Source organism: Janthinobacterium sp. LS2A, from assembly GCF_036543145.1.
GTDB lineage: Bacteria > Pseudomonadota > Gammaproteobacteria > Burkholderiales > Burkholderiaceae_D > Janthinobacterium > Janthinobacterium aestuarii.
Window position 1 is genome coordinate 1 of the sequence record NZ_JAZHPB010000013.1, and the last position, 20213, is coordinate 20213.

Here is a 20213-nt window from a genome sequence, read left to right on the forward strand (position 1 = left end):
CTGTCTTTGCTTCCCGTTTATTGACCGGCAACCACCGATGTGACGCCGCTCCTGGCGACCCACTCGATCAGCGCATCAACCGCCGCACGGCCATTGCCGTTGCCGACCAGGTCGCTATTGATCATGGCGACCACCACGCACAGCTGGTTGTTGGCGTCGGGGACATAGCCGGCGATGGCCACCACATTCTTCAATGTTCCCGTCTTGATGCGGGCCCGTGCGGCCGCTGGACTGTTCAACAGGCGCTTGCGCATGGTGCCGTCCAGCGCGACGATGGGCAGGCTGGACTGGAACTCGGGTGCCCACGGACTTTGCTGCATGGCCTGCAGGACACCGGCCATTTGCGCAGGCGCAATGCGTCCCGTGCGCGACAAGCCGGAACCGTTGTCGACCAGCATGCCTTGGGTGTCGATCTGATGCCGCTGGAACCATTCCTGGATCACTTGCCGCGCACGCGTGGCCGTGTCTTCCGGCACCGCCATGGCGACGGGGCGGCTGCCCAGCCAGCCATCGCTTTGCAAGCTGCCCAAGCTCAGGAACAGGGTGCGGGCCAGGGTATTGTCGGACGTCTTGTTGATATCGCGCAAGACTTCCGGCAAGGCGCGCGCCACGTGGTCGGCCAGCATGCGCGTGCCGACCGGTTCGGCCGTCGGCGGCAAGCCGGTTGCCGGCGCTTCGCGCACCGTGCCCGTGATCGTGCCGCCCAGGCGTTTCCAGGTCGCACGGAACAAGCGGTCCGCGTAATCATTACGATCAAGAACATTGATGCTGGTAGCCTTGCTGCAATTTTGCGGGAAGGTGCCATGCAGGATCACTTGCAGCTTGCCGCTCGCATCGCGCCGGTATTCGGGCGGGCGCCAGCCGTCTTCCCATCTGGCGCAACTGCCCTTGATCAGCTTCATGTCGCTCGTGATGCTGACGTTCTCGAGCGCCGGCTGCATCAGGATGCTCAATTGCCGGTCCGTCGAGTTGATATTGATATCGAGCAGATTAGTGTTCAGCAGCAAGGCATCGGGAATGACGTTGTAGCGGAACTCGGCCGATTCGTCGAACGGCGGCGCACCAATGTCGGGCCGGGCCGGCTGGAACAGCTGTCGGTCGAGGATCAGGTCGCCCTTGATTTTCACGATGCCTTGCGTGCGCAAGGTTTGCAGCATGTGCTCGAGCACGTTCGCATTGAAATCCGTGTCGGCGCCGCCGCGCAGGATCAAGTCGCCCTTCAGTACGCCATTGATGACGTCGGCGCTTGTGCGCAGTTCCGTGCGGCCGCGGAAGATGGGCCCGAGCTGCTCCAGGCCCACGGCCGTCGTCACCAGTTTCATGGTGGAGGCCGGCTGCATGCTGCGCTCGGCGCCATGCGACATCACCACCGTGTTGCCGCGCAGGACGATGGCGCCCATCGCGTCTTCGGGGATATTCGCGCTGCGCAACAGCAGGCTGACAGATTCGGGCAATTGCGCCTGGGCAGTCGACAGGCCAAGACCCGCCAACAGTGCAGCCATCAGAACAGGACGTAACATGGTGCTCCTTAGTGGAAAAAGACGTAGGCGACAAAGACGGCGGTGATCACGCCGGCCAGATCGGCGATCAGGCCGGCCGTGATGGCATAGCGCGTCTTGCGGATGCCCACCGAGCCGAAGTACAGGGCCACGATATAGAAGGTGGTGTCGGCCGAGCCCTGGAAGACGCAGGCCAGGCGGCCGACAAACGAGTCGACGCCATACGTATTCATGGCGTCGATCATCATGGCTTTCGAGCCGGAGCCGCTGAGCGGCTTCATCATGGCCGTCGGCAGCGCGGGCACGAAGTCCGTATTGATGCCCAGGTTGGCGAAGAACCAGTTCATGCCGCTCATCAGGAAATTGAACACGCCCGCGTTACGGATCACGCTGATGGCCACCAGCATGCCGACCAGATAGGGAATCACGGTGATCGACGTCTGGATGCCGCCTTTCGCGCCCTCGATGAAGGCGTCATACACGTTCACTTTCTTGCGCAGCGCGCCAATAATAAATATGGCGATCACGCTGATCAAGACCAGGTTGCTGACCACTTTCGAGACCAGCTCGATCTCCTGCTTCGTCAGGTATTGCGTGAAGTACCAGATCATGGCGACGATGGCGCTCGTCATGCCGCCCATCCAGCCCAGCACGACCCGGTTGAGCAAGTTGATGCGCTGCTTGATGGACACCGTGATGATGCCGACCATGGTGGCCACATAGGTGGCGATCATGCACGGGATAAAGATGTCGGACGGGTCGGCCGCGCCGAGGATGGAGCGCTGTGCCATGATGGCCAGCGGAATCAGGGTCAGGCCCGAAGTGTGCAGCACCAGAAACATGATTTGCGCATTCGTCGCCTCTTCCTTGTTCGGGTTCAAGGTTTGCAGGCTTTCCATGGCCTTCAAGCCGAACGGCGTGGCTGCATTGTCCAGGCCCAGCAGATTGGCCGAGAAATTCATCACCATGTGGCCCGTGGCCGGGTGGTCTTTCGGAATTTCCGGGAAGATGCGCGAAAAGAACGGTGCGATGACTTTCGCCAGCCAGCCGACGATGCCCGCCTTTTCACCGATGTTCATGATGCCGAGCCACAAGGTCATCACGCCCGCCAGCGGCAGGGCGATATCCATCACGCCCATGCGCGCCGTCTCGAACGTGCCGTCGATGATGCGCTTGAAGATATCGGTATCGCCGAGGAACAGCCACTGCAGCACTGCGGCCAGGAAGCCTACGAGGAAAAAGCCGGACCAGATGTAATTAAGTGCCATATGCGATCAGTTCTGTGTGTCGGGAGTGAAAAATGTCTGCAAACAAAGTATAGGGGCAGCCCGATACGAGTTGATGAAAGAATGCAGCAATCGCATGCCAAAAAGTTATAAGCTGGCAGCCTGTTTTCATTGGCGCCCCGCAGCGTGCCCGCGTAGTGTGGGGGATGCCTGTCGCTTACTGCTGTTCCTTACCTTTGTCTGCACTGGATTACTGATGATGTTTTTACGCAAAACCGCCTGCGCCGCCGGCTTGGCCCTGTTGACGCTTTTTACCGTACAGGCCCACGCCGCCGCCGATGCCCGCGCGAACAAGACCTTGCACCTGTTCCTCAGCACCAGCGAGACAGGCCTGGACCCGGCCGTGGCGTCGGACCTGGCCAGCCTGAATTTGATGGAAAACATTTTCGATCCCTTGCTGCGCTATGACTACCTGGCGCGCCCCGTGCAACTGCAGGGCAATACGGCGCGCGCCATGCCGACCGTGGAAGATGGCGGGCGCACGTATACTTTTCACTTACAGCCCGGCATATTCTTTACGCCCGATCCCGCCTTCAAGGGCAAGCCGCGCGAAGTGACGGCGCAGGATTATGTGTACAGCCTGACGCGGCTGTATGACCCCAGCCTGAAGTCGCCGTGGCTGTTCCTTCTGGAAGACAAGCTGGTGGGCGATGCGGCGCTGAAAACAAAATTCAGCTACGACATGCCGATCGCCGGCTTGCAGGCGCTGGACAAATACACCCTGCGCATCCGCCTGAACGGCGTCGACCCGAACTTCCTGTTTTACCTGGCCATGCCTGCGACAGCTGTGGTGGCGCGCGAAGTGGCCGAAGCGTACCCGGCGGCAGGACAGATCGGCAACCATCCCGTGGGCACGGGGCCGTTCCTGGTGAAGGAGTGGAAGCGCAGCGACAAGATCGTGCTGCAAGCCAATCCGACTTTCCGTGCCACCGTGTTCCATACGGAAACCAAGGCGCTGGCCGCCTTGCCGGTCGACGCGCGCGCCATCGCGACGGCACTGGAAGGCAAGCAACTACCGCTGGTCGAGCGCATCGAGGTGCGCATCGTCGAGGAATATCAATCGCGCATGCTGGGTTTCCTGAAAGGCGAGTTCGATTACCTGGAGCAAGTGCCGGAATCGATGACGGACATGGTGCTGGAAAACGGCGCGCTGAAACCGGCGCTGGCCGCCAAGGGCATGCAGCTGACGCGCTTTCCCGTGCTGCAGACGTATTACATGTGGATGAACATGGACGACCCCGTGCTGGGCGGCACGAGCAAGGACAAGCTGGCCCTGCGGCGCGCCATCGCCCTCAGCTACAACAGCCGCGAAGACATCGCGCTGCTGAAAAAGGGATTGGCCTTGCCGGCCCAGTCGCCGCTGCCGCCCAATGTGCTCGGCTACGACAAGAGCTACCGCAGCCCCGTCGGCTATGATCCGGCCCTGGCGCGCGCCCTGCTCGACCGTTTCGGCTACAAGGCGGGCCCAGACGGTTTCCGCACCCAGCCGGACGGCACGCCCTTGATCCTCACCATGCATACGGAGCCGAGCACGGTGGGGCGTTTGCGCGACGAATTGTGGCGCCGCAACCTGAACGCCATCGGCGTGCGCGTGGAGTTTAAAAGCGACAAGAAGACGGAAATCATCAAGGCGTCGCGCCTGGGCAAGGTGCAGATGTTCGAGACCAACTGGATCGCCGACTTCCCCGATGGTGATAACTTTATGCAATTGTTGTACGGTCCCAACAGTGGCCGCGCCAACTATGCCCGCTTCAACTTGCCCGATTACAATAAACGCTATGAGGAGGCGCGCCTGCTATCCGATACGCCGCGCCGACGCAGTCTGTACTTCGACCTGTTTCAGCTGATCCACGCTTACACGCCGTGGGTGCTGCTGACGCATCCCATCTCTGCCGATCTGCAACAACCGTGGCTAAAAAACTACAGGCGCCACCCCGTGGAATTCACGTCCTGGCGCTATCTGGACGTGGATAAAGCCAAGGGTAGCCCCGCAGGCAAGTGACCATGTCACTGAAAAGGGCATTCATTCCAAAAAGTTATGGTTAGGAAAGCATTTTTCATTGGCTGGCCGCGGATGCATCGCGCTACTCTGAAAATGAAAACAAATAAAGTCATGCGCAATTGTCATAAAAAAATGTACTGCGAGACAGACGTTGCGACATATCTAACAGCCTGACTTGATGACTCAAGTTTCGATTGCCCAACAAGGAGAAGACCTGTGAAATTGAAAAAGCTAGCGCAGTTGGTGGCATTGATGGGGGTGGTGGGACCGGTCGTCGCACAGGAAGCGACGCCGCCAGCAATGCAACGGGTCGAAGTGACGGGCAGCAGCATCAAACGCGTGGCCAAGGAAGGCGCGCTGCCGGTGCAAGTCATCACCTTTGACCAGATCGAAAAACAGGGCATCACGACGACCGAGCAACTGGTGCGCACCCTGTCGGCGAATGGCACGGGCGCCGATAACATGACTTCGGGCAATAACGTGTTTGGCGCCGATGCGGACAGGGTCAGCGGCGGCGCTTCGTTCGCCTCGCTGCGCGGCCTGGGACCGTCGAGCACCCTGGTGCTGTTGAACGGCCGCCGCATCGCCACGCACGGCGCCAGCGGCAAGTCGGTCGACCTGAACTCGATCCCGCTGGGTGCGATTTCGCGCGTGGAAATCCTCAAGGATGGCGCCTCGGCCATCTACGGCACGGACGCCATCGGCGGCGTGATCAATTTCATTTTGAAAACCAATTACAGCGGCGTGGAAGCGTCCGTCTCCACCAACGACACGCAGGCAGGCGGCGGCGCCACGCGCCGCGCCTCGCTGCTGGCCGGCACGGGTTCGCTCGAAAGCGACCGCTACAACATCATGGCCAGCCTGACCGTCGACAAGGCGCAGCAGCTCAATGGCCGCGACCGCTCCTTCGTCAACGGCTTCCAGCCGGGCCGCGGCCTGTCGCCCGATACGACGGGCACGCCGTTTGCCAACCAGATGGCGGGTGCCGGCACGGCGCTGGGCGCCTCGTTCCAGCTGCCAGGCGATGCGAATAAATACCTGCAAGCCAATCCCTTGAGTTTCCAGGGCAAGTGCGACAGCATCGCCGGCATGTCGCAGTACCAGACGGCACTGTGGAAAGACGTGACCTCGCCGCTGCGCACCACGTATTCCTGCGCGTATGACTATGGCGCCGACTATGTGCTGCAATTCCCCGTTGAACGTGCCAATCTGTTGTCGCGCGGCACCTTCCAGCTGGCGCCCGACCACCGCATGTTTGTCGAAGTGCTCGGTTCGCGCACCAAGGCCACGGCCATTTTGACGCCGATGCAGGTGCAGGCGACCGTTGCCAACAAGAATTTGTATCCGGTCGGTGGCGCGTATTACCAGGATCTGTCGGCCTACATCCCTTCTTTCGACAGGACCAAGCCGATTTCCTACAAATGGCGCGCCAATGACGTGGGCAACCGCACGCAGGAAAACACGACAGACAATGCCCGCGTGCTGGTGGGCTTTGAAGGCAACTTTGGCAAGTGGGATTACAAGGCCGGCATTTCGCGCGCCGAAAGCAGCACCAAGACCAAGCTGACGGATGGCTATTCCTACACGGACAAGCTGTACGCGGCCCTGGCCAGCGGCATCATCAATCCATGGGTGGGCGCCGGCCAGAGCCAGATGGAAGCGGCCAAGCAATTGATCGAATCGACCAAGTTCCGTGGTGACTTCCAGCACGGCAAGACGACCCTGACGCAGATCGACGGTTCCGTTTCGGGCGAGCTGTTCCAGCTGCCGGCCGGTGCCTTGGCCATGGCGGCCGGTTTTGACTTGCGCCGCGAAGGTTACAGCTTTGCGCAAGACGTCGATGCCACGCAGATTTTGCTGTCACCAGGCAATGCCGCACTAAAAGATGCCAGCCGTACCGTCAAGGCCGTGTATGCCGAGCTGCTGGTGCCGGTCACGAAGGACCTGGAAATGCAGCTGGCCATCCGCCGCGACGATTACAGCCTGGTGGGCGCGACGACGAATCCGAAAGTGGCCTTCCGCTACCAGCCGACCGACTTCCTGCTGTTCCGTGGTTCGGCCAGCAAGGGTTTCCTCGCACCAAGCTTCCAGCAGCTGTATTCGGGTTCGCTGAGCCAGGAGTTGCCGAACGGCGTGATCGATCAGGAAGGCTGCGCCAAGCATCCGGGCGTGCCCGAGTACTGCGCCATCGACCGCCTCGACTACAGGACGGGCGGCAACACGAACCTGAAGCCGGAAACGTCGAAGCAGGGCAGCGTCGGTTTTGTCATTGAGCCATTCAAGGGCTATTCGGCCTCGTTCGACTACTGGGCCATCAATACCAAGGACCGCATCCTGAACCGCACGCCGCAAATCGTGCTGGCCAATTACCAGGCGCTGAACCAGTACATCCACCGCAATCCGGACGGCACCATCGAGTACGTGCAGGCGGGCTGGATCAATGCGGCAGGCAGCCGCGTGCGCGGCCTCGACGTGGGCTTGCGTGGCGAAGGCAAGATCCAGGACGCGAAATGGACGGCGACCCTGGACGGTACGTATATGGACAGCTTCAAGTTTGCAGAATATCAAGGCCAGGAATACCAGGAACTGGTCGGCAAGTTCTATACGCGCGATCTGTACCTGCGCTGGAAACACAATGCCAGCTTTGGCGTGTCGCGCGGCGACTGGAGCGGTTTACTGATCCAGAGTTTTTCGTCGGGCTACAAGGACCAGCTGCCGAACGGCGGCAAGGGTGCGCCGCCACCGGGCTTCAAGCCGGACGTGTCCAGCTACACCACGTATAACTTGTCGGGTACCTACACGGGCTTCAAAAATACGACGATTACCGTGGGCATCCAGAACCTGTTCGACCGCGATCCGCCATTCACCGCGCACAACGTGGATGAAGTGGTGGGCGCCGGCTGGGACCCGCGCGTGGCCGATCCTCGCGGCCGTTCGCTGTCGTTCCAGCTGAAGTACAAGTTCATGTAAGGCAACCATGCCGGCGGCGATCCCGCTGGCGTGCTAACCTCGTGCGGCGGCGCCTGGCGTCGCCGTTTTTATTCCAGGAAAGGGCCGCATGTCCAGTCAGACCAATCTCAGCCGGCGCCGCTTCGGCGGCTTGCTGGCCGCCACTCTGGGGGCGACGGGCACACCGGTGTTGGCGGCGGCCGCGCAAGGGAAGGGCAAACGCATGCAACAGCAACACGCATTGATCAAGCCGGCGCGTTTGCGCCAGGGCGACCTGGTCGCCATCATCGCACCGGGCGGTTTTACGGATGAAGACGCCATTGCCAAGGCCGTGCACAATATCGAATCGCTGGGCTTGCGCGCCAGCCTGGGCGCCAATATCCGCGCCGTGCACGGCAACTATGCGGGCACGGTGCAGCAACGCCTGGACGATTTGCACGCGGCGTTCCGCGACCCGGACGTCAAGGCCGTGTGGGCGATACGCGGCGGCTCGGGCTGCATTTCGCTGCTGGCGCTGCTCGACTATGCCTTGATCCGCGCCAACCCGAAAGTGCTGATCGGCTATTCCGATATCACGGCCCTGCACTTGGCCATCGCCCGCCAGACGGGCCTGGTGACCTTCCACGGCCCCGTGGCCTCGTCCACGTTTTCCGAGTACACGGTGACGCAGCTGCAAAACGTGCTGATGACGCCGCAAGAGCAGTACACGATCCCGATGGCGCTCGACAATCACCGCCGCGCGCAGACGCAGCCGAACTTTGCCATCCGCACCGTGCACGGCGGCCAGGCGACGGGGCGCTTGACGGGCGGCAATCTGTGCATGGTCAGCGCGCTGGCCGGCACGCCGTATGCGGCCGATTTCCGCGAGCATATTTTGTTCCTCGAAGAAATCAATGAAGTGCCGTACCGCATCGACAGGATGTTGTGCCAGCTCGACCTGTCTGTAGGGTTCAACAAGGCCGCGGCCTTGATGCTGGGTATCTTCGAGCATTGCGAGGCGGCCGAGGGCGATACCGCGCTGACCCTCGATGCCACCGTGGACCAGCATTTGCAGCCCTTGCGCGTGCCAGCCGTCAGCGGCTACTCGTTTGGCCACATCCGCCACCAGTTCACGATACCGATGGGCATCCTCGCCACCCTGGATGCGGACCGGCAAACCTTGACCTTATTGGAGCCGGCCGTCTGTTAGCGTACGGTGCAGCGGGTCGATGGTCAGTATGCTAGTGTGAATGCAGGCGTGGCACGAGGCCGCGCCGCCTTCTTCACCGTACCCGACATGATCAACCGCCACGCCAGTACCTACATCCTCAGCCACCCGCTGGCCTTCGTGCTGCAGGTGCTGAAGGGTTTCCGCGCCAATCAGGGCTTGCTGCTGGCGGGCGCCGTCGCGTATTACTCGCTGCTGTCCATCGTGCCCCTGCTGATGCTGGTGGTGGTGGCCCTGTCGCACGTGATCGCGCAGGACGAATTGCTGCAAACCATAGGCCATTACCTGGAATGGCTGGTGCCCGGGCAATCGAAAGCCATCGTGGCGGAAGTGGCGCATTTCCTCAACAACCGGGGCGTGATCGGCTGGCTACTGCTGCTGACCATGCTGTTTTTCAGTTCCTTGGCGTTTACCGTGCTGGAAAACGCCATGAGCGTGATCTTCATCCACCGCGTCGCCATCCGCCGCCGCCATTTCCTCATTTCCGCCGTGCTGCCGTATTGCTACATCTTGTGCCTGGGTATCGGTATTTTGCTGATCACCCTGGTGGCGGGCAGCCTGCAAGTGATGGGGGAGGAAAGCGTGCGCTTCCTGCGCCATGACTGGGGCCTGGAAGGGGTATCGGGCGTGCTGCTGTATTTGCTGGGGCTGGCGGGCGAAATCCTCGTGCTCAGCTCGATCTACCTGGTCATGCCGGTGGGGCGCCTGTCGATCACGCATGCGCTGATCGGCGGCGTGACGGCGGCCCTGCTGTGGGAAATTGCGCGCCACGTGCTGGTCTGGTATTTCTCTACCTTGTCGCAGGTGAATATTGTCTACGGCTCGATGACGACGGCTATCGTCGTCATGTTCAGCCTGGAAATCGGCGCCACCTTGCTGCTGCTGGGCGCGCAAGTGATTTCCGAATACGAAAGAGTGGCCCGTGGCGGCGAAGAGGACAAGCCGCTGGCGCTAAGGACTTGATTTAAAGTATGGCTTCAATTCGTTGTTGCATTGCACAAAAGGCTGTGCTATACTGCGTTCAGTGATTGAGATTTGGCAGCAAATCATCTCACCATCCAGTTTCAGCGCGGCGACCGACAGGTGTAATGTCGATGGCGTGACAGTGCGAAGAAATGGATTTTGTAATTCCGGATACGATGGTCGATTTTACACTTGGAGTCACCATGCAGATAGCATGGGAGTCCGAAAATCAGGAGGCACTTTGCAGATAGCACTGGCGTCCATGACACGATTAAAGCATTGGTAATACATTGGAACGAAGCCCGCGCTAGCGGGCTTTTTTTTCGTCCATAGTTGGCGTATGGGGTCAGACCCACAACACCGCTAACGCAAAGCTCCGCGCCAACGCATGTGGGGGTCAGACCCCAGCCTTTGCCTGGGGTTTATAACGCCCGCGCGATCAAAATCTTCTGAATATCGCTGGTCCCCTCGTAAATCTGGCACACGCGCACGTCGCGGTAGATGCGCTCGACGGGGAAGTCGGACACATAGCCGTAGCCGCCATGCACCTGGATGGCGTCCGAGCACACTTTTTCCGCCATTTCCGACGCAAACAGCTTGGCCATGGCCGCTTCCTTCAGGCAGGGCAAGCCTGCATCCTTCATCGAGGCCGCGTGGCGGATCAGCTGGCGCGCCGCTTCGATCTGCGTGGCCATGTCGGCCAGGCGGAATTGCACGGCCTGGTGTTCATAGATGGGCTTGCCGAAACTTTCCCGGTCGCGCGCATAGCTCAGGGCCGCCTCATACGCGGCGCGCGCCATGCCCACGGCTTGCGAGGCGATGCCGATGCGTCCGCCTTCCAGGCCGGACAGGGCGATCTTGTAGCCTTGTCCTTCTTCGCCGATCAGATTTTCCGCCGGGATGCGGCAATTCTCGAACAGGATTTGCGCCGTGTCCGACGAGTGCTGGCCCATCTTCTGTTCCAGTCCTGCCACGATGTAGCCAGGCGTGTTCGTCGGCACCCAGAAGGCGCTGATGCCACGCTTGCCAGCCGCCTTGTCGGTGACGGCCATGACGATGGCCACGTCCGCATACTTGCCGCTGGTAATGAACTGCTTGGTGCCGTTGATTACGTATTCATTGCCATCGCGGGTGGCCGTCGTGCGCAGGGCCGAGGCGTCGCTGCCCGTGTGTGGTTCTGTCAGGCAAAACGCACCGAGCATCGTGCCTTGCGCCAGCGGGCGCAGCCATTGTTCCTTTTGCGCGTCGTTGGCGTACATCATGGCGATGCTGCACACGGGGCAATTGTTGACGGAAATGATGGTCGACGTGCCGCCATCGCCGGCGGCGATTTCTTCCAGCACCAGGGCCAGCGACACGTAGTCGAGGCCGGCACCACCGAGCGCTTCCGGCACGGCCACGCCAAAGGCGCCCAGCGCGGCCAGTTCCTGCAATTCTTCTTTCGGGAAATGATGTTCCTTGTCCCAGCGGGCCGCGTTGGGCGCCAGGCGCTCGCGCGAAAAACTGCGCAGTGCTTCCTGGATCATGGTCTGTTCTTCATTGAGTATCATGGGACGTCGTCTCGTTTGTTTTTATGGTGTGTGGTGGAATTACCAGCTGATGGGCTTGCCATCGTAATTGCGGAACACGGCCTTGTCCGTGGCCGGCAAGCTGGCCAGGGTGGCGCGGATGCCGGCAGCGCTTTGCTCTGGGGAAAGATCGGCGCCGGCGCCGCCCATGTCCGTGCGCACCCAGCCCGGGTGGAAGGCCACGCAGCTGACGCCTTGCGGGCCGTACACGAGGGACGTGTCGATCAGCACGGAATTCAAGGCGGCCTTGCTGGCGCGGTACAGCGAACCGCTGGGGTTGCCCCGCTCGCTCAGGGAACCCATGTGCGAGGACAGCACGGCCAGTTTCCCTTTGGCATTGCCTACCAGCGGTGCCAGGATCGGCAGCAGCCGCATGGCCGCCAGCACGTTCGTGTGCATGACGGCATCGAAATCTTCTTGCGTGGGGGTACCGTCGTGGCGCGGGCCATACACGCCCGCGTTGAGGATGGCCACGTCGAGCTTTTCATCGTCGAGTTTCCAGCCCAGGCCGGCACAGCCGTCCACGTCCGTCACGTCGAGCCGGTGCGCTTCCGCACCCAGTTGCGTGAGGGCGTCGCAAGCGTCTTGCGTGCGCGCCGTGGCAATCACTCGCCAGCCGTCGTGGCGGTATTGACGGACGATTTCGTGGCCGATGCCGCGCGAGGCGCCGATAATCAATGCGGTAGGCATGTCTTTCTCCCTGAGTAATCAATGAAAAGGCGCGCAGCGAACGTATCCACGCCGCGCGCGCCTGTCGTCAACAGAGCAGCTTATACCAGTTCGATTGCCATCGCCGTCGCTTCGCCGCCGCCGATGCACAAGGCCGCCACGCCGCGCTTGCCGCCGGTTTTTTTCAAGGCGCCCAGCAGGGTGACGATGATGCGCGCTCCCGAGGCGCCGATCGGGTGGCCCAGCGCGCACGCGCCGCCGTGGATGTTGATCTTGCTGTGCGGAATGTCGAGGTCGTGCATGGCGGCCATCGGCACGGCCGCGAACGCTTCATTGATCTCGAACAAATCCACATTGCTGCTGCTCCAGCCCGTCTTGGCGTACAGTTTTTTCACCGCGCCGATAGGGGCCGTGGTGAATTCGTTCGGCGCCTGCGCATGCGTGGCGTGGCCGTGGATTTTCGCGATGACGGTGCAGCCGAGTTTTTTCGCCGTCGATTCGCGCATCAGCACCAGGGCTGCCGCGCCATCGTTGATCGAAGAAGACGAGGCGGCCGTGATCGTGCCATCCTTCTTGAATGCCGCCTTCAAGGTCGGGATTTTTTCCAGGCGGGCTTTTTGCGGGCCTTCATCGATGCTGACGATGGTGTCGCCGCCGCGGCCGGAAACGGTCACGGGGGCGATTTCCCACTCAAAACTGCCATCCTTGGTGGCCGCCTGCGCGCGTTTTACGGATTCGATGGCGAACGCATCCTGCGCTTCGCGCGTGAAGTGGTACTGGCTGGCGCACTCTTCGGCAAACGTGCCCATCGAGCGGGCATTGCCCTTTTCATCGCGGCTGTAGGCGTCTTCCAGGCCATCCATCATCATGTGGTCATAGATCATGCCATGGCCGATGCGGTAGCCGCCGCGCGCCTTCGGCACCAGGTAAGGGGCGTTGGTCATCGATTCCATGCCGCCCGCCACCACCACGTCGGCGCTGCCGGCGAGCAAGGTGTCATGCGCGAACATGGTCGTCTGCATGGCCGAGCCGCACATTTTCGACAGGGTCACGGCGCCCGTGGAATCGGGCAAGCCCGCCTTGCGCAAGGCTTGGCGCGCGGGCGCCTGGCCTTGGCCAGCCATCAGGCAATTGCCGAAATACACGTGTTCAACGGCGTCCGGCGCCACGCCGGCCCGTTCCACGGCGGCGCGGATGGCCACGGCGCCCAGGTCGCTGGCGGTGACGTTGGCAAAGTCGCCCTGGAAGGCGCCCATGGGGGTGCGCGCGGCACCGACGATTACGACTGGATCATTCATGTTGGATCTCCGGTTAAGGGTGGGGAGGGTGACTGCATACAAAAACGCAGGTGCTGCGGATACGGGAAGACGTCCTCGATATGGCCGTCTTCAATGCGCTGCTTGCGCGCCTGCCAGTATTGCGCCGTCAGCAGGTCGGCATGGTGCTGCATGAAATAGCGGCGGATGCGGGGATTGCCCAGCAGGAAGGTGCCGAATTGTTCGGGAAACACATCGTGCTTGCCGATGGGATACCAAGGTTCGGCCGACATTTCTTCTTCCTCCGTGCGCGCCTCGGGGATGACACGGAACTGGCAATCGGTGATGTACTCGATTTCATCGTAATCGTAAAAAACGACGCGTTGATGACGGGTCACGCCAAAGTTTTTATACAGCATGTCGCCCGGGAAAATATTTGCCGCCACGAGTTCCTTGATGGCGTTGCCGTACTCGACGATGGCGTGTTCGACCAGGTCATCGCGGCCGTCCTTTTCAGCATTGCTCAGCCACATGTTCAGCGGCACCATGCGCCGTTCGATGTACAGGTGGCGGATGATGATCTGCTCGTGGTCTTCTTCGATCAGCGAGGGCGCGAACTGTTTCAGCTCGGCCAGCAATTCCTCGGCAAAACGGGCGCGGGGAAAGGCCACGTTGGAATACTCGAGCGTGTCGGCCATGCGGCCCACGCGGTCGTGGTGTTTCACCAGCAAATACTTTTGCTGGACTTGCGCGCGCGTGGTTTCCTTGGGCGGCGGGAAAAAGTCCTTGATCACCTTGAAGACATACGGAAACGAGGGCAGGGCAAACACCAGCATCACGAGGCCGCGGATGCCGGGCGCGCTTTCGAAGTGGTCCGACGAGTGTTTCAAGTGCTGCAGGTAGTCGCGGTAAAACAAGGTCTTGCCCTGTTTTTGCAAACCCAATATCGTATAGATTTCGCTGCGCGGTTTGCGCGGCAGCAAGCTGCGCAGGAATTGCACATAGGCCGACGGCACTTCCATATCGACCAGGAAATAGGCGCGCGTAAATGAAAACAGCACGGCGATCTGCTGGTGGTCGAACAGCACCGTGTCGAGCACGAGCTTGCTGTGCCGGTTGTGCAGGATCGGTACGACGAACGGATATTCGCGGTTGCCGTTGATGCCCTTGCCGACCAGATAGGCGCCCTTGTTGCGGTAGAACAAGCTGGTCAAGACCTGGATCTGGTGGTTCGGCTCGAGCCGCTCGCCGCCGAACAGCTGCTGCAGCCGCGCTTCCACCTGGGCCACGTCACGCTCGAGGTTGGCAAATGCGCAGTCGAGCTGGAAGTTGCTCACCATGCGCGTCAGGGTATGGCGCAAGCCATCCTTGCCCGGGTAATACACGCGGTAGGTGGGGACGGGATCCTGCGTTTCGATGTATTCCGTGGAAACGACAGGGCGCACGAAAATATAGTCGTTATTGAAATACGTGCGGTGCAGGATGTTGCAGCAGACGGAATTGAAGAAGGTTTCGGCCAGTTCCGGCTGCTTGTGTTCCGTCAGCATGCCGATGTAGTGCAACTTGAGTTCGCGCCACACTTCGTCGCTCAACTCCGACTCTTCGTACTCATCTTCCAGCATCTGCACGCATTCCTGCACGCGCTTGTCATAAAAGTCGATGCGTTCGCGGGCCGCCGTCTGCGCCGCAGTCCAGGCGCCTTGCTCGAAATACTGCTTGGCTTGCTGGCTCGTTTCACGGAACAAACGGTAATGCTTGTCGAAGCCGTCGCGGATGGTGCGCGCGATATCGAATGCAATCTGGGAAGAGAGCAATTTGGGGAAGGCAATGTGCGTCATAGTTGTGCTCGCATGAATGGCTCATCACCCAGTCGATCGTCGCGCGCCCGTGCTTACTTGGTTTCCGCAAACAGTTCGCGGCCTATCAGCATGCGGCGGATTTCGCTGGTCCCGGCGCCGATTTCATACAGCTTGGCATCGCGCCACAGGCGGCCGGCCGGATACTCGTTGATGTAGCCGTTGCCGCCCAGGGCCTGGATCGCTTCACCCGCCATCCAGGTCGCCTTCTCCGCACTATACAGAATGGCGCCGGCCGCATCCTTGCGCAACTGGCGCACGGCTTCCGGCGTGGTGGCGCGGTCGCAGGCCTGGCCCACGGCGTAGACATAGGCCTTGCACGCCATCATGGTCGAATACATATCGGCCAGCTTACCTTGCATCAACTGGAATTCACCGATGGCCTGGCCGAATTGCTTGCGGTCATGTACGTAGGGCACGACCAGATCCATGCAAGCCTGCATGATGCCCAGCGGGCCGCCGGACAGCACGGTGCGCTCGAAATCGAGGCCCGACATCAGCACGTTGACGCCCTTGCCCAGGCCGCCCAGCACGTTTTCGGCCGGCACTTCGCAATCCTGGAACACCAGTTCGCCCGTGTGCGAGCCGCGCATGCCCAGCTTGTCGAGCTTTTGCGCGATGGAAAAGCCTTTGAAATTCTTTTCGATCAGGAAAGCCGTCATGCCGCGCGGACCCGCTTCCAGGTCGTTTTTCGCATACACCACCAGCACGTCCGCGTCGGGGCCGTTGGTGATCCACATTTTGGTGCCGTTCAAGACCCAGCGGTCGCCCTTGAAGTCGGCGCGCAGCTTCATGCTGACGACGTCCGAGCCCGCGTTCGGTTCCGACATGGCCAGGGCGCCGATGTGTTCGCCCGTGATCAGTTTCGGCAGGTATTTCGCTTTTTGCTCGGCCGTGCCGTTGCGTTTGATCTGGTTGACGCACAGGTTCGAATGGGCGCCGTAGGACAGGCCGACGGAAGCCGAGGCGCGCGAGATCTCTTCCATGGCGATGATGTGCGCCAGGTAACCCATGCCGGCGCCGCCGTATTCTTCGCTGACGGTGATGCCGAGCAAGCCCATGTCGCCCATCTTGCGCCACAGGTCCATGGGGAACTGGTCCGTACGGTCGATTTCGGCCGCGCGCGGCGCGATTTCGGCGGCGGCAAATTGTTGGATCGCTTCGCGCAGCGAGGCGATGTCGTCGCCGTGGTCAAAGGTCAAGCCTGGGAGATGGAGCATGTCGTCCTCGTCGTCGTTATAAGTGTGGCGGTCATGGGGGCCGGGTCAGTGAAGCTATGATACTCAGTTGTGACGTTTACGTAAACGTAAAGTGAGGCGTGTAAAGCGCTGTGCGTGGTAAGCGCCGCCGCATCGATTTAGTTTGTTTGCGCCTTATCAAGGTTCAAGTCCGCCAGCATGCGCGCGCACGCATCTTCATGCGCGCTGATTTCCGCCAGCGCCATTTCGATATCGATGCGCTGCTGCTCCAGGGTCTGCCGGTGCTGCGCCAGCACGCCGAGGAAGCGGTCCATCTGCGCGCGCGTGTCCTTCGGCGACTCGTACATGTCGACCAGGCTCTTGATCTCCGACAACGCCAGGCCCAGGCGCTTGCCGCGCAGGGTCAGTTTCAAGCGGGTGCGGTCGCGCGGCGTGTAGACGCGGCTGCGTCCGCCAGCGCCTTCGCGTTTCGGGCTGAGCAAGCCCTGGTCTTCATAGAAACGGATGGCGCGCGCCGTGATGTCGAATTCCCGCGCCAGTTCGGTAATCGTATAGGTAGTCATGGATGCGGGCGGTGTCGGTTGCATGGGTGGTCGGTCACTGGATGGGTGTGGATGGGTGCTGCGAGGCAATGGTGGCAAGGTGCCGTTTACGTCAACGTCAATACTATTGTAGCGTGCCCTGCCCGTGCTGCAACAAAGAAAAGAGAGGGCGTGAACGGGAGAATTTGGCGAATCAGACAACAATTACTGAAAATAAATTGATTCTTCTTGCACAAACGCGCTTAAGATCGAGAGTTGGTGGCCAAGATGACACCAAAAAGAGCTTTCCTGGCATAACGGCGACATTCTTTTCGCTGCGATGGCAGTAAAATTTTTAGGCGCAGACTCTTTCCAATAGGCACGATCGAAAAACAACGTTTCACTATGAGCACGTTGTTCATGTCGTTTCTATATTGGAAACAAAATGGCCCTTCTGAAAACTTTGTCTACAAGAAATTGTATGACATCGGCATTGCATGTATCGGTAGAGGAGGGCATTATCCGATACCGTACGTTGTAATGCCAAACCGAGGCTTTGAATCGTGCTGCAGTGCGAAAATCAAGGCTAACCGCGAATTTGAACCGAAGCCACGCAGAATCGCAAGAGAAAATTCGGCCCACTTTTTGACCTGAAAAGCCCGGCTGGAGTGTTAATTGTTAATTGATACTCTTTTCAAATGTAACAATCTGTATGGTCATTCAAGAAACTGACTTTCATGTTACAACATGAAATAGTACACCTATGAATTCTTCTAACGAACGCGAAAGCTTCAGCCAGCGACTTCAGTTGGCTCTCAAAAACGCCCATTATTCTCCAGACAGCCCGACCAGACTGGCCCGGGAATTCAATATCCGTTTCGACGGGCGCCCGATTACCGTGCATGCAGCTAGGAAATGGTTAGTAGGTGAAGCAATTCCGACGCAAGAGAAATTGCGCATGATTGCCCAATGGTTGGGCGTTCCGGCGGAATGGTTGCGTTTTGGCGGCCCGGAAAGCGCCACGCCGAATGGCGAAGCGGGCAGCGCTTTGTCGCGTTTTGAGTCCGCTGATGTGAAATTAATTGCCGATTTGCAAAGATTAGATGAACATCATCGTCAAATCGCGCGAGAATTTATTCGCATGCTGGTACGAGTCAACTACCAAAAGTAAGCATCCAGGCCATCCCCGGCCAGCGCCGTCCGCCTTTCGCTGGCGGTGCTCCCCCTGTCCTTTTATTTGCGCAAGGTCATACTGGAGACATGATTTTGCCGCACAATAAGACCTCGCATGTTGCGCTGCAGCGGAATTATTTGACAATAATCCCGCGTGCGGCGGCGCAGCGGCCAATACCAGCGCATAATCACATCAGAAGCAGCCAGTTCATCCACTACGGAGCCGAGCATTTGAGCCGTCTTATGAAAAGTAACTACAGCAATACCGCGCAGCTGAAGGACTTGATGACCGTGCCCCCCATGACTGCCGCGCAACATGCGGAAGTGATGCGCAAACGGATCGCCCACCGCAGGATGGTTGAAGAAGCCAGGGATTTGAAGCAGGCAAGTGCCACGCAGTTCGAAAAACGCTGAGTGGTGGATGCCTGACCAAAGCTACTGCGCGTCGCGCTTTGCGGCCGGCGATGCTCACCGTGCTGGAGCACGGTTGCGCTTCTCGGCCACAAATCACTGCTGCTCGCTACGCTTTTGTCAGGCATCGTGACGCCAGAGTTACATCGTGACGCCAACTACAGAATAGGGGTGTCACTAGTGGACTTAAGACCATTCCACCGCGGCGCCAGGCTGTGCTCGATGCCGAGCAGGTCGATGACGCGCGCCACCGTATGGTCGACCATCTCCGCGATGCTCTGCGGGTGGTGATAAAAGCTCGGTAAGGGCGGGAAGATGATGCCGCCCATTTCGGTCACGGCCGTCATATTGCGCAGGTGCGCCAGGTTGAACGGCGTTTCGCGCACCATCAGGATCAGGCGGCGGCGTTCCTTGAGCACGACATCGGCTGCCCGCGTGATCAAATTATCCGACAAGCCATGCGCCACGGCCGCCAGCGTCTTCATCGAGCACGGTGCGACGACCATGCCATCCGATTGAAACGAGCCGCTGGCGATAGAGGCGCCGATGTCGCGCAGCTTGTGCACCACGTGCGCCTGCGCTTCGATTTCCTTGCGCCCCACGCCCGTTTCCTGGTGCAGGGTCAATACGGCCGCATCCGACAAGACCAGATGCGTTTCGACGCCGGGAGTGGCGCCCAGCAATTGCAGCAGCCGCAAGCCATACACGGCGCCCGTGGCGCCCGTGATGGCCACGACGATACGGCGCGGCCGCTGCGTTTGGCTATCAGGCATCCAGCAGGGACTTCAGTTCGCCCGATTCAAACATTTCATTCATGATATCGGAACCACCGATGAACTCGCCTTTGACATACAGCTGTGGAATGGTCGGCCAGTTCGAGTAATCCTTGATACCCTGGCGAACTTCCGGGTCATCCAGCACGTTGACTGTAGCGATGTTTTCCACGCCGCACGCTTTCAGGATCTGGATGGCGCGGCCGGAAAAGCCGCACTGCGGGAACTGGGCCGTGCCCTTCATGAACAGCACGACTGGCGTGTTCGTCACGGTTTCTTTGATCCAGGTTTGTACGTCGCTCATAGCTGCCTCTGATGGGTAAATAAATAGATGCCGTCATTTTATAAGAAAACGCCGGCACGGGTATGCGCTCAAGTCATAAATTGGGCAAGTCAGCCACGTTGACGCTTATAAGGTCTTGCCCAGGCAGGTCGATTGTGCCGCGCCCACGTATTTGCCCCAGGCAATGACGGGTGCATAGCCGTGTTTGGCATAAAACGCCACGGCGCGGGTATTCGCCACGCGCGTGGACAGGTGCAGGGCCTGGTAGCCATGCTGGCGCGCCTGCGCCTCCACATGGGCCAGCAGGGCCGCACCCACGCCAGTCGAACCCGGGCGCGCATACATACGCTTGAGTTCGCCTACGGCGCTGTCCGCTTCGCCCAGCGGGCGCAGGGCGGCGCAGCCCAGCAGTTCTCCAGCCGCATCGCGGGCCAGGTAAAAGCCGCCGCGCGGCGTTGCCGCTTCGACATCGAAGGAAGAACGGCCACTGTCGCCATTGATGCGCAGCAGCGCGTCCGACAATGCGTCGAGCAGCAGCTGCGCCTCCACGCTGGCGGCATCCACCGCCAGGATGATGAGATCATGCCTGGCGGCCATG

17 protein-coding genes are annotated in these 20213 nt (G+C 60.2%); 6 read left to right on the forward strand and 11 right to left on the reverse strand.

Annotation, left to right across the window (positions count from 1 at the left end; all coding sequences use genetic code 11):
* Positions 1-17 precede the first annotated feature (17 nt).
* On the reverse strand, positions 18-1520 hold the full coding sequence (dacB, locus tag V3C40_RS26450; RefSeq protein WP_331778947.1) for a D-alanyl-D-alanine carboxypeptidase/D-alanyl-D-alanine endopeptidase: 1503 nt from the start codon (positions 1518-1520) through the stop codon (positions 18-20).
* 8 nt (positions 1521-1528) lie between these two features.
* Positions 1529-2767: a nucleoside recognition domain-containing protein gene (locus V3C40_RS26455; protein ID WP_034753725.1), complete on the reverse strand. Its 1239-nt coding sequence runs from the start codon at positions 2765-2767 to the stop codon at positions 1529-1531.
* A gap of 214 nt (positions 2768-2981) precedes the next feature.
* On the opposite strand from V3C40_RS26455, the gene V3C40_RS26460 reads away from it, so the two are divergent.
* The 4 genes from V3C40_RS26460 to V3C40_RS26475 all read left to right on the forward strand — a co-directional run bounded on the left by V3C40_RS26460 (position 2982) and on the right by V3C40_RS26475 (position 9906).
* Positions 2982-4787 (forward strand): ABC transporter substrate-binding protein, encoded by a 1806-nt coding sequence (locus V3C40_RS26460; RefSeq protein WP_331778948.1) that lies wholly within the window; start codon positions 2982-2984, stop codon positions 4785-4787.
* A 216-nt stretch (positions 4788-5003) separates the two neighbouring features.
* On the forward strand, positions 5004-7757 hold the full coding sequence (locus V3C40_RS26465; RefSeq protein ID WP_331778949.1) for a TonB-dependent receptor: 2754 nt from the start codon (positions 5004-5006) through the stop codon (positions 7755-7757).
* Positions 7758-7845: 88 nt separating this feature from the next.
* Positions 7846-8925, forward strand: coding sequence for a S66 peptidase family protein (locus V3C40_RS26470; protein ID WP_331778950.1), 1080 nt, complete (start codon positions 7846-7848; stop codon positions 8923-8925).
* 87 nt (positions 8926-9012) lie between these two features.
* Positions 9013-9906 carry a YihY/virulence factor BrkB family protein gene (locus V3C40_RS26475; RefSeq protein WP_034753736.1) on the forward strand — a complete coding sequence of 298 codons (894 nt, stop codon included), beginning with the start codon at positions 9013-9015 and terminating at the stop codon, positions 9904-9906.
* Positions 9907-10328: 422 nt separating this feature from the next.
* On the opposite strand, the gene V3C40_RS26480 is transcribed toward V3C40_RS26475, so the two are convergent.
* The 6 genes from V3C40_RS26480 to V3C40_RS26505 form a co-directional block, all read right to left on the reverse strand.
* On the reverse strand, positions 10329-11456 hold the full coding sequence (locus V3C40_RS26480; protein ID WP_331778951.1) for an acyl-CoA dehydrogenase family protein: 1128 nt from the start codon (positions 11454-11456) through the stop codon (positions 10329-10331).
* Positions 11457-11495: 39 nt separating this feature from the next.
* Positions 11496-12164, reverse strand: a complete 669-nt coding sequence (locus V3C40_RS26485; protein WP_331778952.1) for an SDR family oxidoreductase — start codon at positions 12162-12164, stop codon at positions 11496-11498.
* A gap of 80 nt (positions 12165-12244) precedes the next feature.
* Positions 12245-13441, reverse strand: coding sequence for an acetyl-CoA C-acyltransferase (locus V3C40_RS26490; protein WP_331778953.1), 1197 nt, complete (start codon positions 13439-13441; stop codon positions 12245-12247).
* Positions 13438-15237 carry a bifunctional isocitrate dehydrogenase kinase/phosphatase gene (gene aceK / locus V3C40_RS26495; RefSeq protein WP_331778954.1) on the reverse strand — a complete coding sequence of 600 codons (1800 nt, stop codon included), beginning with the start codon at positions 15235-15237 and terminating at the stop codon, positions 13438-13440. Before aceK ends, V3C40_RS26490 begins: the two co-directional genes overlap by 4 nt.
* A gap of 53 nt (positions 15238-15290) precedes the next feature.
* Complete coding sequence (locus V3C40_RS26500; protein ID WP_034753750.1) at positions 15291-16475, reverse strand: isovaleryl-CoA dehydrogenase; 1185 nt, start codon at positions 16473-16475, stop codon at positions 15291-15293.
* A gap of 137 nt (positions 16476-16612) precedes the next feature.
* Positions 16613-17017: a MerR family transcriptional regulator gene (locus V3C40_RS26505; protein WP_034753754.1), complete on the reverse strand. Its 405-nt coding sequence runs from the start codon at positions 17015-17017 to the stop codon at positions 16613-16615.
* A gap of 721 nt (positions 17018-17738) precedes the next feature.
* Here V3C40_RS26505 and V3C40_RS26510 point away from each other — a divergent pair.
* Positions 17739-18146 carry a hypothetical protein gene (locus tag V3C40_RS26510; protein WP_034753756.1) on the forward strand — a complete coding sequence of 136 codons (408 nt, stop codon included), beginning with the start codon at positions 17739-17741 and terminating at the stop codon, positions 18144-18146.
* Between the two features lie 89 nt (positions 18147-18235).
* The gene (locus tag V3C40_RS26515; protein WP_046683172.1) at positions 18236-18562 is read left to right on the forward strand and encodes a hypothetical protein; all 327 of its coding nucleotides are present in this window, start codon (positions 18236-18238) and stop codon (positions 18560-18562) included.
* 155 nt (positions 18563-18717) lie between these two features.
* Here the strand turns inward: V3C40_RS26515 and V3C40_RS26520 are convergent, their stop codons facing one another.
* From V3C40_RS26520 to V3C40_RS26530, 3 genes are all read right to left on the reverse strand, one after another.
* Complete coding sequence (locus tag V3C40_RS26520) at positions 18718-19332, reverse strand: UbiX family flavin prenyltransferase (protein ID WP_331778955.1); 615 nt, start codon at positions 19330-19332, stop codon at positions 18718-18720.
* Entirely contained in the window at positions 19325-19636 is a 312-nt protein-coding gene (gene grxD / locus V3C40_RS26525) for a Grx4 family monothiol glutaredoxin (RefSeq protein WP_034753766.1), read from the reverse strand. The genes V3C40_RS26520 and grxD overlap by 8 nt, the downstream gene beginning before the upstream one ends.
* Before the next feature lie 105 nt (positions 19637-19741).
* A complete protein-coding gene (locus V3C40_RS26530) occupies positions 19742-20212 on the reverse strand; it encodes a GNAT family N-acetyltransferase (protein ID WP_331778956.1) in 471 nt (156 codons plus the stop codon).
* Between the last annotated feature and the right edge of the window lies 1 nt (position 20213).

Coding starts and splice junctions, on each gene's coding strand:
- dacB (WP_331778947.1), bottom strand. CDS start 1,520: ATGTTACGTCCTGTTCTGATGGCTGCACTGTTGGCGGGTCTTGGCCTG.
- V3C40_RS26455 (WP_034753725.1), bottom strand. CDS start 2,767: ATGGCACTTAATTACATCTGGTCCGGCTTTTTCCTCGTAGGCTTCCTG.
- V3C40_RS26460 (WP_331778948.1), top strand. CDS start 2,982: ATGATGTTTTTACGCAAAACCGCCTGCGCCGCCGGCTTGGCCCTGTTG.
- V3C40_RS26470 (WP_331778950.1), top strand. CDS start 7,846: ATGTCCAGTCAGACCAATCTCAGCCGGCGCCGCTTCGGCGGCTTGCTG.
- V3C40_RS26475 (WP_034753736.1), top strand. CDS start 9,013: ATGATCAACCGCCACGCCAGTACCTACATCCTCAGCCACCCGCTGGCC.
- V3C40_RS26480 (WP_331778951.1), bottom strand. CDS start 11,456: ATGATACTCAATGAAGAACAGACCATGATCCAGGAAGCACTGCGCAGT.
- V3C40_RS26485 (WP_331778952.1), bottom strand. CDS start 12,164: ATGCCTACCGCATTGATTATCGGCGCCTCGCGCGGCATCGGCCACGAA.
- V3C40_RS26490 (WP_331778953.1), bottom strand. CDS start 13,441: ATGAATGATCCAGTCGTAATCGTCGGTGCCGCGCGCACCCCCATGGGC.
- aceK (WP_331778954.1), bottom strand. CDS start 15,237: ATGACGCACATTGCCTTCCCCAAATTGCTCTCTTCCCAGATTGCATTC.
- V3C40_RS26500 (WP_034753750.1), bottom strand. CDS start 16,475: ATGCTCCATCTCCCAGGCTTGACCTTTGACCACGGCGACGACATCGCC.
- V3C40_RS26505 (WP_034753754.1), bottom strand. CDS start 17,017: ATGACTACCTATACGATTACCGAACTGGCGCGGGAATTCGACATCACG.
- V3C40_RS26510 (WP_034753756.1), top strand. CDS start 17,739: ATGAATTCTTCTAACGAACGCGAAAGCTTCAGCCAGCGACTTCAGTTG.
- V3C40_RS26515 (WP_046683172.1), top strand. CDS start 18,236: ATGATTTTGCCGCACAATAAGACCTCGCATGTTGCGCTGCAGCGGAAT.
- V3C40_RS26520 (WP_331778955.1), bottom strand. CDS start 19,332: ATGCCTGATAGCCAAACGCAGCGGCCGCGCCGTATCGTCGTGGCCATC.
- grxD (WP_034753766.1), bottom strand. CDS start 19,636: ATGAGCGACGTACAAACCTGGATCAAAGAAACCGTGACGAACACGCCA.
- V3C40_RS26530 (WP_331778956.1), bottom strand. CDS start 20,212: ATGGCCGCCAGGCATGATCTCATCATCCTGGCGGTGGATGCCGCCAGC.